Raw genomic sequence first — 13340 nt, forward strand, 5'->3', positions numbered from 1 at the left:
ATCGGCGGCCCCGGTCAGTCATAGCCTGTCATCTCAAGATAGCCCGTGCCGCCATGGCTGCCCGTGATCGTCACCGGCCCTTCCCAGTAGGGCACCGAGGTCTGCATCCAGGCGTCGGGGTTCATGGCGGTCACGGTCACATCGACGCCCCGTGCGGGCAGGCTGACCTGCCATGTCGTGGGCACCTGCCGCCCGGCAACGCCGTGGCGGACCAGCGGCGTGGCGGCGAAGGCCCCGTCGGCAAGGGGGGTGGCCTGTCCGTCCGCGGCAATCCAGGTCGCCGCCGTATAGTCCGTGGCGCCGCGCAGCACGAAGCCCATCAGCTTGTTGCCATCGTCGAAGGACAGCGAAAACCAGTCCCATCCCCGCTGATCCCCCGCCAGCGGCTGCGAGGACCATTCCCGGTCCAGCCAGGCCGTGCCGGTCACGGGAACCGCGCCCCCCGGCAGGGTCAGCGTGCCGGACAGGCGGAAGAAGGGCTGCGAATAGTAATGGCTGGCCTGCCCGGCGGCGGACTTGACCGAATAGCCGCCCTGCCCGTGCAGGACCAGCGGGCCGGACGCGCGCAGCCGGACATCATAGGCGAAATCGGTCCCCGAGGCCGTCAGGCGCAGGCTGTCCAGATCCGGCCCCTCCATCGCCCAGTCGTCGATCCAGGCCAGGAACGGATCGGCCCGCACGCCAGCCTGGCCGATGCCGCCCCGGGCAAGACGCTCGGCCACATGGTGGGCATCGGGCGTGGTGACGGCCGCATGGCCCATCCAGAGCTGCGGCGTGTCCCATCCCGCGCCGTCGCGCGGCGCCAGGGCCGATCGGAACAGCGTCCATTGCAGGCCATAGGGCGTGCCGTCCGGGCCGGTCATGTTGGCGGTCAGATACCACCATTCGATCCGGAAATCGGGGTGGGGACCATGGTCGGCCGGAAACCGCAACGCCTTGCCGGGGACGGGCTGCGCGAAATCCCCCGCGCTTGTGCCAAGGCCCGCAAAGCCCTGCGCCAGCGCCGCGACCGGGAAAAGCAGCAGAAAGGCCAATACCTTAGCGTTCATGCCGGAACACCCCCAGAAGTTGCGCGGGGGGCGTGCGCGACAGCCGCCATGCGGGCCACAGCGCCGCGATCGCCGCCGCCAGCAGGGTCAGCATTCCAAGCCGCAGGTAATCGAGCGGGAACAGATACATCGGAAGCCGCCAGCCGAAGGCCTCGACATTGACGATGGCCAGCAGCGCCCAGGCCAGCGCCAGTCCCAGCGGCAGCGCCAGCGCCCCGGTCAGCGCGGCCAGCACCAGGGCGCGCAGCAGATCCAGCGCGGCCAGCCTGCGCCGCGTCAGTCCCAGGGCCCAGACCGGCGCCAGTTGCGGCAGGCGCATCGCGGCCAGCGTCAGCAGGCTCATCAGGATGGCAAAGCCCGCGACCGCCAAGGTCAGCACGTTCAGCGCGGCGGTCACGGTGAAGGTCCGCTCGAAGATGGCGAGAGAGGCGGCCTTGACCGCCGCCTGGTCGATCATCGCGCCCTCTGCCACGCCGGCCTCGGTCCGCAGGCGATCGCGCAGGGCCTGGACGCGGCCAGGATCGACGCGCAAGCCGAACTGCTGCACGGCGGCATCCGGGAACAGGTCGCGAAACAGCCCCTCGGCCAGGACGACCTGCCCGACCGGGTTGCCGTAGTCGCCATAGATGCCCAGCACCGGAAGGGTGGCGTCCGGCCTGCCTGAGGCCTGGCCCAGCGGGATCCCGGCGCCCAGGTCCAGCCCTGCCCGCCGATACATCTGTTCGTTGATCAGCGCGCCTTCACCCCGCGCCAGCCGGTCCCAGACATCGGGGACCGCGCGCAAAAGCCGCCAGTTGTCGCGATAGGTGGCATGATCGCGCAGGCCCATGATCTGGGCAGGCATTCCGGCGACGGGGCGGTCCACGCTTGGCCGGGGCAGGATCGCATCGGCGTGCCGGGCGGCGACGGCGGCGATGGCGTCTGCCTGCGCGGGATCCTCGACCCGGACATAAAGCTCGGCCGCCAGCCGCTGGTCCAGGAAGCCGACAAAGGTCAGCCGGAACGAGGACACCATGGTCGAGACGCCCACATTGGCCGCCATGGCCAGCATCAAGGCCATCAGGGCCAGCGAAAGTCCCGGAACCTGCTGGCGCGTGTCGGCCCAGAACCACTGGGCCACCGGCGCCCTTGCGCGCCTTTCGGCCCCCGCCAGCAGCAGCGCCAGCACGGGGGGCAGGGCCAGCGCGCCGCCGATCAGCAGGGCCGCCAGCATCGCGAACCCGGCCAGAAGCCCTTGCCCCCGAATCGCCAGGACTGCCGCCACGGCCAGCAGCAAGCCCGCCGCCGCCGACTGTCTTCCCTGGCGGCGGGACATGCCAAGCGCGCGCGCATGCGCCCCGCCCAGCAGCGGCATCCGCGCCAGCGACCACAGCGCGCCGCTGGCGGCGACGGCCGTGCCGGCCAGCGCGATGGCCAGCCCCGACAGCCACCAGACCGGACGGAACGTCATCTGCCCCGACACCTCCGCCCCATAAAGCCCGCGCAGGGTGGCCGCCACATCGGGCAGCAGGGCCGCCGCGACGACATAGCCCAGGGCCACGCCGATCATGCCCGCGACAAGGGCCAGCACCGCCAGTTCCACGGCCATCAGCGCGACCAGCCGCCGCAGCGGCGCGCCCAGGGCCCTGAGCGTGCGCACCATGGGGCGACGTTGCTCGAACGCCAGTCCGATGGCGCCATGCACGATGAACAATCCCACCGCAAAGGACAGCAGGCCAAAGGCGGTCAGGTTCAGGTGAAAGCTGTCCGTCAGGCGCGACAGGTCGCTGTCGCCGCGGGGCGAGACCAGCGTCAGGCCGGGGGACACCTCGGCCAGCGGACGGCGGGACAGGGGCTGTCCGGCAAGCACGATCAGGCGGTCGATTTGGCCCGGCCGGTCCAGCAGGCGCTGCGCCAGCCCGATGTCGGTGACGGCCGTGCCGGGCGCCACATTGGGGGCAACAATGCGCTGCGCGCCGGTATCATGCAGGCGGGCAAGGGTTTCCTTGCGCGCGAAGACCTGCCCCGGGGCCGACAGGAAGGCCCCCAGGTCGGCGCCGCTTGCGGGGCTGACCGGAACCAGGTCGCCCGGGGCCGTCAAGGGCTCCAGCCCGATGATCCGCACCGGGCCCAAGCGCCCCTCGACCACGGGCGAGACCATCCAGCCCGCCCGCCGCAGCGCGACATAGATGTGCTGGGGGATCGCCCCGCCGCCCTTGGCGGTGATCTGCGCGAACCGGCCTTCGCCCAGGGTCGCGGCGGCGGCCCCATAGCTGGCCCGCGCCTCGGCATTGATCGCCTGCACGCCGGACCACAGGGCCGTCGCCAACGCGAGGCCCACCAGCAGCGTCAGCAGTTGCAGGGGATTGCGCCGCCAGTGGGACGCCAGCGCGGACAGGATGGCGCCGGTCATTCCAGGCGCCCCGCGTGCAGGTGCAACCGGCGCGGCAGGCGCGCCGCCAGCCGTTCGGAATGGGTCACAAGGATCAGGCCCGCGCCGGCATCGCGGACCAGGTCGTGCAGCATGGTCATCACCGTGTCCGCCGTGGCCTCGTCCAGGTTGCCGGTCGGTTCGTCTGCCAGCACCAGGTCGGGCCGGGGCGCAAGCGTCCGGGCGATCGCCACCCGCTGCTGCTGGCCGCCGGACAGTTGTTCGGGGTATTTGTGCAGATGATCGGCCAGCCCCAGGCGATCCGCCAATCCCCGTGCCCGGTCCGCGTCATGGCGTCCCGCAAGCCGCGCCTGGAACGCGATGTTCGCCGCCACCGTCAGCGAGGGGATGAGGTTGAACTGCTGAAAGATCACGCCCACGGTGCCGCGCCGAAGGCCCGCGCGCCCCGCATCGTCAAGCCGCGTCAGATCCGTGCCGTCGATCGCCACCACGCCGCTGTCGGCCGTGTCCAGCCCGCCGATCAGATGCAGCAGCGTGCTTTTGCCCGAACCTGACTCGCCTGTCAGGGCCAGCATCCCGCCCCGCTCCAGTTCAAGGGACACGCCACGCAGCACCGCCGCTGTGGCGCCCGGATAGGTCTTGGTGACGTCGCGAAGGCTCAGCAGCATCGGGTGTCCTTTGCACAAACAGATAAGCCGCGACGGGCCGGGGAAAAGGGGCTGCGTGGGCAGCTTGCCAGCCGCGATCCCTTCGCCGCCTTCACGTCCCGGCCGGCAACGGCAAGCATCCCCGGGGCCGCCCGCTAGCGATGCGGGATGGTCAGCTTGACCCGCAGGCCTTCTGGCCGATAGTCCAGCTCCGCCCGCCCGCCCAGGTCGTATTCCGTGGCAAAGCGGATCATCCGGGTGCCAAAGCCCGTTTGCCTTGGGGGCGAGACCCGGGGCCCGCCTTCTTCCTCCCAGCAAAGCAGGGTGGCCGGGCCGTTCTTGTCGTCCGCGACCTCGGACCAGTCGATCGACAGCCGCCCTTCCGGCACCGACAGCGCCCCGTATTTCAGCGCGTTCGTGGCCAGTTCGTGCAGGATCATGCCAAGCGACATCGCCTGCTTGGGCAAAAGCGCCACGCCCGGCCCTGCCGCCAGCGACAGCCTGCCCATGCCGCCGCGATAGGGCGCCATGACCGCCCCCACCAGATCCCGAAGCGTCCCCGAGGCCCCGGTCCGCGACACCTCCAGGGACCGGCCCAGGGCCTCGAAGCGTCCCAGGAAGTCATCGCGGTATGCCTCGGCGCTGCGTCCGCTGACGGCGGTATGGGCGGCAAGCGCGCGGGTCACGGCCATCAGGTTCTTGATCCGGTGATCCAGTTCGCCGATCAGGATGTCCTTCTCCTCCTCGACGCGGCGCCGCTCGGTGGCGTCCACGATCGACAGCAGCAGGATGCGCCTGCCATGCTCGGGATGCTGCAAGCGTTGCGCGCTGACCAGCATGGTGCGCAAGCCGACCCGCGGGAAATCCGCCCGCACCTCGTGGTCGATGATCGCGGCGCTTTTCGGAATGACATCTTCCAGAAGCCCGCGCAGTTCCGGGATGTTCCACTGGCCATTCCCCAGGTCCGGGAAGGGCACGCCGATGGTATCGTCCCCGCTGGTCTGGAAGGTCCGGTAGAAGGCGGGATTGGCGCTGATGACCGTCAGGTCGCCGTCCAGCACCAGAAGCGGATCGCGCAGCGTGTTCACGATGCCGATCGCCTGGACATGCGACCCGCGCAACAGGCGGTAAAGTTCATCAAGATCCAATCGCGCCTCCAGGAACATGGCAAGGCAGGGTTGCAGACGGCCCGTCCGGCTGGACAGGTCTGGACCGATCCAAGGTTTCAATGACCCGGACCATAGGCCCGGTTTTCGGTCTTGGCCATTGCGGATCCAGGACTTGCCGCCCTTGCCGGATCATGACCGGGGGAATGAACATCCGGCCGCCATGAACAGGGCGGCCCCGGCGGGCAAGGGCCAGGGTGAACCGTCGGCTGTTCGACATGCAGACCCGGGCCCGGCCTTGCGACACCACCCGCGTGCGAAAGCTCACCCCCGCCTTGCCGAAGCAAGGCGGCGCACGGAGACGGGCTTTTCGGTCAGCGGCACGTCGGCATAGGCGGGCGGGATGGCCCGGATGTCGTAGCCCGTGGCGAAAAGGAAGGGGATGCCCATCTGGCGCAGAAGGTCGGCTATGGGCCAGGCCATCTCGCCTTGCAGGTTGATGTCGAGGATGGCGAGGCAAGGCGCAGGCCCGGCCCGCAGCAAGGCCAGCGCCCTGGCCACGGTGGGCGCCGGGCCCAGGACTTCGGCGCCTTCGCGTTCCAGTTCCTCGCGCAGGTCTTCGGCCAGCATGTATTCGTCCTCGACGACAAGGACAGGCCGGCCCCGGATCGAGGACCAGGGTTCCCCCGGCGGGATCATGTCAGGCATCCTCGTCCTGTGGCAAGGGGCCTTTCCCGGCATGGTTGGACGAGAGAGGCAGCGTGATCGTGCAACGCACGCCCTGGGGGGTCAGTTCATAGGCCGTCTCGGCCTGAAGCTGATAGGGCAGCGCCCGCTCGATCAGTTCGCGCCCATAGCCGTGCCGGGCCCCCGCGCCCTCGGGCCCGGCCAGCGCCACCCCGCTTTCGCGCCATTCGACCCGCAGCCGCCGCGTGCCCTCCGGTCCGGGAACCAGGGCCCACGCGATGTCCAGCCGCCCCTCGGGCCGGGACAGCGCCCCGTATTTCAGCGCGTTGGTCGCAAGCTCGTGCAGCCCCAGGGCCAGCGTCTGCACCTGAGAGGACCGCAGCCGCAGGCCCCTGGGGCCGCGAAGGCTGACCTGCGGGCCGTGGTCGTGCCCGTCGATCACGCCGTGGCCCTTCAGTTCGGTGCGGATGAGTTCGTCGAAGGTGATGCGGTCGCCCTCGCTCAGCCGGGACAGAAGCCCGTTGACCCGCGCCAGCGCCCCCAGCCGGTCGCGGATGCGGCCCCCGAAGTCCTCAAGCGAGGTCGATCCCTCCAGCGTCCTGTTGGTCACGCTTTGCACCACGCCCATGAGGTTGCGGGTGCGGTGCTGAAGCTCAAGGACCAGCACATGCAGCCGCTCGGCGGCGGCCTGTTCGTCGGTGGCATCGTGGCCCACGCCGCCGATGCGGGCGACCCGCCCGTTCTTGTCGCGGATCGGGAAGTCGGTGTTGCGCAGCAGCCGCACCTCGCCATCGGACGGGCGGGTGATCCGGTACTCGAAGGTGACACGCTCGCCCGCCCGCGCCTTTTCGATCTCGGCCCGCGCCCGGTCCCGGTCCTCGGGCACCACCAGGTCCAGCCAGTTGCGCATGGTGTCGCCGCGCAGCGCCTCGTCGCGGCTCAGGCCGTAGATGTTTTCGAAGGCAGGGCTGAGATAGGTCCATTGCAGCGTGTCCGCGTCCCGGATCCACAGCACGTCCGACGACGCCTCGCCGAAGGACCGCAGCCGCTCCTCGCTTTCGCGCAGGGCGGCCTGGGCGCGGGCGCGCTCCACCTCCGACCAGCAGCGCTCGGCGATGCCCTGGGCAAGCGCCACGTCCCTTGGCGTCCAGTGGCGCGGCGCGTGCTGGTTGACGGCCAGCGTGCAGCGCAGTCGCCCCCCAGAAGCACCGGCACGGCCAGGTCGGCGCCGATCGAAAGCTGGACATAGCCCGCCTTGACCTCGGGCGGAAGGCGCGGGTCGGCCTGCGTGTCGCCGACCACGACCGGCAGGCCCGCGCGGTGCAGCGATGACAGCGGCTCCCAGGCGTCCACGGGGAACCGGCCCGCGATGACGGGCACGCCAGGTACATGGACCGAGGCGCCGATGACATAGTCGCGCGTCGCCTGGTCGATTTCCGCCCAATAGGCGCGCTCCACCCCCAGCGTCTCGGCCACCAGCCGGCAGGCGGCCTGGGCCACGGCCTGCGGATCGACAAGTTCGCGCACCGCGTCCGAAAAGCGGACCATGAAGGCGTTGTGTTCGTCCCTTTCGCGCAGCGCCGCCTCGGCGCGGGCGCGCTCGACCGCGGCCCAGGTGCGTTCTGCCGTTTCCCGGGCCAGGGCGACGGCCTTGTCCGGCCAGGACCGGATCGCCGTGTCGCCCACCAGCAGCGTGGCCACCAGCCGCCCATCCTTGACCAGGGGCACCCCCAGCATCGACCGGAAGCCCAGGGCGGTGTAGCGCCCGCGGATGCGCGGGCTCAGCAGCTCGAAGCCGGCATAGTCCGGGGCGTCGAGGATCTCGCCGGTCCGCAGCAGGTCCAGGAACTCGGGGACATCGGACACGTCATGCTCTCCGGCAAGCGAGGGCAGCCCCTCGCGCGTGGCGTCGCGCAGCACGCGCGCCATCGTGCCCGCCTCGTTCCACTCGACATAATAGCACCAGCCCGCATCCAGCTCCTCGCGCAGCAGCGTCGTCGCGGCCGCCTGGATCCTGGCCGGGTCGGCAAGCGGGCGCAGCGCGTCCGAAAGCCTCAGCAGGAAGGCCTGGCGGGCCTCGCTTTCGCGCAGCGCCTGTTCGGCGCGCTTCTGGGCGGTGGTGTTCTGATAGACCAGGGCGACCCGGTCGGGCCCCACGGGCGTGGCGTTCGCCCGGAACCACATCCCCAGCGTCGGGTGATAGTGCTCGGACTCCTTCGGGGTGCCAGAGGCCAGGACGGCCTCGAAGTCGTCCACCCAGACCTTGGTTTCCTCGGCCGAGATCATCTCGGACATCCGCCGCCCGACCGTGTCCTTGGCGTTCCAGCCGACCAGCCGTTCGACGGCGGGATTGAGTTCGAGGTAGCGCAGATCCACGGCGCGGCCCTCCTCGTCGCGGATAAGCTCGTTGACGACAAAGCCTTCATCCATCGTCTCGAACAGCGTGCGATAGCGGGCCTCGCTTGCCCGCAGCGCGGCCTCGGCCCGCGCCTGCTCCATCGCCGCCCAGGTGCGCTCGGCCGCCTCCTCGACCAGCGCGACCTCGCCCGGCGTCCAGCGGCGCGGCCGCGACGACACCGCCATGAGGGACGCAAGCGGGCTTTTCTCTCCGCGCCGCAGGGTCGAGGCCAGCATGGCGCGCATCCCCAGGGCGCCGCTGTTCGCCCGCTCGGCCTCGGAAAGGCCGCGCCGCTCGAAATCGTCGGCCACGACGAAGGTGCCGTGGCGCACCTGGTCATAGGCTTCGGGAAAGTCCGACAGGCGGACCCGGGCCGGAAGGGGCGGCACGCTGTCATTGCCCACCTGATAGGGGAACACCGCCTCGTCATCGTCGGGACGATAGACGGTGATGTAGCAGCGGTCGAGGCCCATGTGGTCGGCCAGCATCCCGATGGCGCGGTTCGCAACCGCGTCCATGTCCGGTTCCGCCCGCAGGGCATCCGAGAACCTGAGCAGGAACGCCTGCCGCGCCTCGCTGTCGCGCAGAACCGCCTCGGCCTGCTTGCGGGCCGTGATGTTGTCGTAAAGCACGACGAACTGGTCGGTTCCCTCGAAGGGCGCCATGTCGAAGGAAAACCATCGTCCCGTGTCGGCCACGAAGCGTTCGATGCGCTCGGGCCGGCCGGTTTTTACGACGCGCTCGGCCATCTCCAGCCAGAACGGTTCGATGGCCGGGAAGATCTCGCTGGCCAGGCGGCCGATCGCCTTGGCCCGGTCAAAGCCGGTCTGCGCCTCGTAGGCGGGGTTGAGATCCAGGTAACGCGCGTCGATGACGCGGCCGGTCCCGTCGCGCACAAGCTGGTTGATGGCAAGCCCCTGGCTGACGGCGTTGAACAACGAGCGGTAGCGCGCCTCGCTTTCCCGCAGCGCCGCTTCCGCGCGTTTCCGGTCGTCGATGTCGATGTTCAACCCAAGCCACTTCCCGATATGCCCGCCCGCGTCCATCATCGGCGCGGCGCGGACGTTGGTCCAGCGCCATCCGCCGCCCGGCGCGCGAAGCCGGAATTCGGCGTTCACCAGCCCCCGCGCGGCGACCGCCTCGCGCCATTGCCGCTCGGCATGGGGGCGGTCGTCGGGATGGACCGCGTCCAGCCAGCCGTGGCCCAGCCACTCCTCGGGCGTCTGGCCGGTATAAGCCCGCCAGCTTGGGCTGTCGGCGACGACGACGCCCGCAGCATCGGTTTCCCACACCACCTGCGTCAGGCTCTCGATCAGCAGCCGATGGCGTGCCTCGCTTTCGCGCAGGACCCTCTCGGCCTCGCGGCGGGCGGTCACGTCCTGGAACAGGATGGCGACACGCCCCGGCGCCTTTGGCGCGCCGTCCCGGGGCGCCTCGTCCGCGTCCGCCATGGGCAGGACCTGGACATCGTACCACCGCCCAAGCGGCGCGACGTGGTATTCCAGACGCTCGGCCATCCCGGTGCGCAGGACACGGTCATAGATCTCCAGCCAGCAGGCCTCGCCGCCCGGCAACGCCTCGCTCCGAAGCCGCCGGTCGAAGCCGGGCGCGCCGGTCAGCCGCAATGCGGCGGGGTTGCCTTCCAGGTAAAGGGCGTCCACGGGCCTGCCTGCGGCGTCGCGGATCAGATCGGCGATGACGAAGCCCTCGTCGATGCTCTCGAAAAGGCGGCGATACCTGGCCTCGCTCGCGCGCAGCCGCGCCTCGGCGGCCTTGCGGGCCGAGATGTCGCGCCAGAAGACCGCAAGCCCCTCGGGCACCGGATAGGCCCGCATCTCGAGCCAGGTCTCGCCGCCGCCCGGCCACCCGTAGCGGTGTTCCAGCGTCACCGGCACCCGGTCCGCCATGGCGCGCTTCAGGAACCGGCCAAGCTCTGTCTCCTCGGTGCCCGGATAAACCTCCCAATGGGTGCGTCCGACGATCCGTGCAAGGGGACGCCCGTCCAGCCGCAGCGCCTCGGCGTTCTGCGCAAGGATGCGGAAGTCGTGGTCCATCAGGCCGAAGGCCTCGTCCATGCCGTCAAGCACGTTGCGCAGCCGCGCCTCGTTCTCGCGCAGCGCGGCCTCGGCCCTCAGCCGGGCGCCCACCTCGACAAAACTCGCAAGCACCGCAAGCACGCCGCCCGCGCCATCCCCCACGGGCACAAGCGTCGCGTCGAAGACTTCGCCCCCGTCCCCCGTGACGGCAAGCGGCATGGCCCGCGCCTCTCCCGGCTCGCCCGCGAAGGCGCGGTCATAAAGGTCCGCCACGGCCGGATAGCTGGGAAAGGCCTGCGGCAGGGACAGGCCAAGAAGGTCCGCCGCGCGGGGCCCATAGAGTTGGGCGGCGGCGTCGTTGAAAAGGAAGGTCCGGCCCGGCCCCACGGCCAGCGCGGCGGGGCGCGGATCGGCCAGCATCATCTCCACCGCGATACGCAGCCGCTCGGGCCAGGTTCCGACGGATCCCAGCGGCGTGGCGCTCCAGCGGTACCTGCGGACAAGGCGGGCCATGTCGCCCTTGCCTGGGGGCCAGGAAGGGCCGGGGTCGCGCAGGGTCATCGGCCAGCCCTCCGAAGGCGAAGCAGGGAGCCTAGTGAACGGGAAGCAAGGTGATCCGTTCCCCGCCCGCCGCCGTCCCCGGAGGCTTGCCATCAGAACGGGGCCGCCGCGTCTTCCCCTTGCCATTTTGTCACCGGCACCAGCCCCCGCGCCCTGGCCTGCGATCAGCACGTCACGGGGGGCCGATCGGCAGGTCGGTTGCCGGAAGATGGGCGTCTGCGTGCCCTCACTCGGCCGAGGCGAAGCGGTAGCCGATGCCCGGCTCGGTGAAGATCAGGCGCGGGGCGGCCGCGTCATCGCCCAGCTTGTCGCGCAGATGCCCCACGGCGATGCGCAGGTAATGGCTGTCGTCCAGATGCGCGGGCCCCCAGACGGTGCGCAAAAGCTGGTGATGGGTCAGCAGCCGGCCCGCGTTGCGCGCCAGCAGCGCCAGCACGTCGAATTCCTTGCGCGTCAGGCGCACCGGCACCCCGGCCCGCGTCACCGTGCGGGCGGCAAGGTCGATGCCCAGGTCGCCATGGGACAGGACCGGCGGCACCTCTCCGGCGCTTCGGCGGCGGGTCAGGGCGCGCAGGCGGGCCAGCAGTTCGGCGGGGGCGAAGGGCTTGGTGACGTAATCGTCGGCGCCCGCGTCCAGCGCCGCCACGATCTCGGCCTCGGCCGAACGGACCGAGACGACCACGATGGGCACGTCGGACCAGTCGCGGATGGCGGCGATCACCGCCTTGCCGTCCATGTCGGGCAGGCCCAGATCCAGCACCACCGCCGACGGCGCGCCGGTCGCCGCGCGCTCGATCCCCTCGCGCCCGCGCGCGGCCTCGTCCATGGCGTGGCCCGCGCCTTCCAGCACGATGCGCAGAAAGCGGCGGATCGGGGCCTCGTCCTCGATCACCAGAAGGCGCAGCGGCGCGGAAGGGTCAGGCATCGGCGTCCTCGGGGGCGGCTGCGGCGGGCAGGATCATGCGGATGGCCGCGCCCTGCCCCCTGGGCGGGGCGATGGCCGCGACGCTGCCCTCGTTAGCCTCCACCATGCCCTTGACGATGGCAAGGCCAAGTCCGGTTCCCGCCGGATGCCCGTCCCCCTGCACGGCGCGGTGGAAGATGTCGAACACCCGGGCGCGTTCCGCCTGGGGGATGCCGGGGCCTTCGTCCGTGACGGTCAGCGCCACGCCGCCCGCGAGCGGTTCGGCAAGGATGCGGATGGTGCTGCCTTCGGGGGCATATTTGGTCGCGTTCTCCAGCAGGTTGGCCAGCGCCTGGCCGATCAGAACCGGATCGACGTTCAGCGCGGGCGTGCCCGGGGCCACGCCGACCTCGATCCGGAAGGGGGCCAGCACGCGGGCCAGGTCGCCGCGCGCGCGCCCGATCAGTTCGGCCACCGCAACCGTCTCGCGGCGCGGCACCAGGGCGCCGTGGCCCAGCCGGGTCATGCCCAGCAGGTTGCCCACGAAACGGTCGAGCCTGCGCGCCTCGTCCAGCGCCCCGGCCAAAAGATCGCGGTTCTGCGCGGGCGTCAGTCCGCCATCCGCCACCGCCGACAGTGCGCCGATCACCGTGACCAGCGGCGTGCGCAGGTCGTGGCTGACGCTGTTCAGAAGCGCCGCGCGCAGCTTTTCCGTCTCGGACGCCAGCCTGGCCCGTTCCAGGTCGCTTTCAACGGCGATGCGTTCCACCGCGACCGCGATCTGGTCCTCGACCGCGGCCAGCAGGCGGCGGGTGTCGGGGTCAAGCCGCCGGGCCGGGTCCAGGAAGCGCAGCCCCACCGCCCCCATGGGCGCGCCCTGCGTGGCAAGCGGCAGGAACATCCAGTCGGCGGCGGGCAGCGTGTCGGTGTCGCGCCCCGCAGGCTGGTTCTGCTGAAAGGCCCACAGCGCCGCCGCCTGCGAGGGGGGATCAAGGCTTTCCTCGATCGCGGGGAAGCCCTGCACCTGTTCCAGCGTCCCGTCCGCCCCCGGCATCAGGATCAGCGAATGGCATTCCAGCGTATGCGCGATATGGGCCGCCGCCGCCCACAGCACGTCGTCCGTCGTGGTGGCCGAGGCGATCTTGCGGGCAAAGTCATACAGCGTTTCCGTGCGCATCTGGGTCATGCGCATGAATTCGACCTGCCGCTTCAGCCGCCCGGCCAGGCTGCCCGTGAACAGGGCCGAGACGGTGAAGACCATCAGCGCCACCACCGATTCCTCGGCCGCGACCCGCAGCGAGAAGAACGGCTCGGTGAAGAAATAATTGTAGGCCAGAAAGCCCAGGATGCTGGCGGCGATGGCCCCGGCGGTTCCCGACCGCATCGCCACGGCCAGAACCCCCACCAGATAGATCACCGCCAGCGAGGCGTCGGGCAGGACATGCCACAGGGGCCAGGCCAGCAGCGTGGCCGCGATGGTCGCCAGGACGGGCCGGACCAGCAGGCGCAGCCGGTCGCGCGCGTCCTTGCCGCGCCAGCGCAACCGGGCGGGCGGGGGCGGCGGGGCCGTGCCGGTGGCGG

At 70.8% G+C, this 13340-nt stretch carries 9 protein-coding genes; all 9 read right to left on the reverse strand.

What is annotated here, in order from left to right:
* Positions 1-14: 14 nt before the first annotated feature.
* On the reverse strand, positions 15-1049 hold the full coding sequence (locus JX613_RS16845) for a lipocalin-like domain-containing protein (protein WP_207102632.1): 1035 nt from the start codon (positions 1047-1049) through the stop codon (positions 15-17).
* Complete coding sequence (locus JX613_RS16850; protein ID WP_207102633.1) at positions 1039-3441, reverse strand: ABC transporter permease; 2403 nt, start codon at positions 3439-3441, stop codon at positions 1039-1041. Before JX613_RS16850 ends, JX613_RS16845 begins: the two co-directional genes overlap by 11 nt.
* A complete protein-coding gene (locus JX613_RS16855; RefSeq protein WP_207102634.1) occupies positions 3438-4088 on the reverse strand; it encodes an ABC transporter ATP-binding protein in 651 nt (216 codons plus the stop codon). Before JX613_RS16855 ends, JX613_RS16850 begins: the two co-directional genes overlap by 4 nt.
* Before the next feature lie 134 nt (positions 4089-4222).
* A complete protein-coding gene (locus JX613_RS16860; protein ID WP_207102635.1) occupies positions 4223-5215 on the reverse strand; it encodes an HWE histidine kinase domain-containing protein in 993 nt (330 codons plus the stop codon).
* Between the two features lie 282 nt (positions 5216-5497).
* The gene (locus tag JX613_RS16865; RefSeq protein WP_237168652.1) at positions 5498-5881 is read right to left on the reverse strand and encodes a response regulator; all 384 of its coding nucleotides are present in this window, start codon (positions 5879-5881) and stop codon (positions 5498-5500) included.
* The gene (locus tag JX613_RS19995; protein WP_336512324.1) at positions 5874-6875 is read right to left on the reverse strand and encodes a sensor histidine kinase; all 1002 of its coding nucleotides are present in this window, start codon (positions 6873-6875) and stop codon (positions 5874-5876) included. Before JX613_RS19995 ends, JX613_RS16865 begins: the two co-directional genes overlap by 8 nt.
* Positions 6800-10855, reverse strand: a complete 4056-nt coding sequence (locus JX613_RS16870; protein WP_207102636.1) for a PAS domain S-box protein — start codon at positions 10853-10855, stop codon at positions 6800-6802. Before JX613_RS16870 ends, JX613_RS19995 begins: the two co-directional genes overlap by 76 nt.
* Before the next feature lie 226 nt (positions 10856-11081).
* Positions 11082-11780, reverse strand: coding sequence for a response regulator (locus JX613_RS16875; RefSeq protein WP_207102637.1), 699 nt, complete (start codon positions 11778-11780; stop codon positions 11082-11084).
* Positions 11773-13340, reverse strand: a 1568-nt coding sequence (locus JX613_RS16880; RefSeq protein WP_207102638.1) for a DUF4118 domain-containing protein, incomplete at its 5' end; no start/stop codon positions are given. The genes JX613_RS16880 and JX613_RS16875, both read right to left, overlap by 8 nt.

This window comes from Paracoccus shandongensis (genome assembly GCF_017315735.1).
GTDB classification, from domain to species: Bacteria; Pseudomonadota; Alphaproteobacteria; order Rhodobacterales; family Rhodobacteraceae; genus Paracoccus; species Paracoccus shandongensis.

What these genes read in the sequence shown, in the direction of transcription:
- JX613_RS16845 (WP_207102632.1), bottom strand. Translation starts at nt 1,049, where the DNA reads ATGAACGCTAAGGTATTGGCCTTTCTGCTGCTTTTCCCGGTCGCGGCG.
- JX613_RS16850 (WP_207102633.1), bottom strand. Translation starts at nt 3,441, where the DNA reads ATGACCGGCGCCATCCTGTCCGCGCTGGCGTCCCACTGGCGGCGCAAT.
- JX613_RS16855 (WP_207102634.1), bottom strand. Translation starts at nt 4,088, where the DNA reads ATGCTGCTGAGCCTTCGCGACGTCACCAAGACCTATCCGGGCGCCACA.
- JX613_RS16865 (WP_237168652.1), bottom strand. Translation starts at nt 5,881, where the DNA reads ATGCCTGACATGATCCCGCCGGGGGAACCCTGGTCCTCGATCCGGGGC.
- JX613_RS16870 (WP_207102636.1), bottom strand. Translation starts at nt 10,855, where the DNA reads ATGACCCTGCGCGACCCCGGCCCTTCCTGGCCCCCAGGCAAGGGCGAC.
- JX613_RS16875 (WP_207102637.1), bottom strand. Translation starts at nt 11,780, where the DNA reads ATGCCTGACCCTTCCGCGCCGCTGCGCCTTCTGGTGATCGAGGACGAG.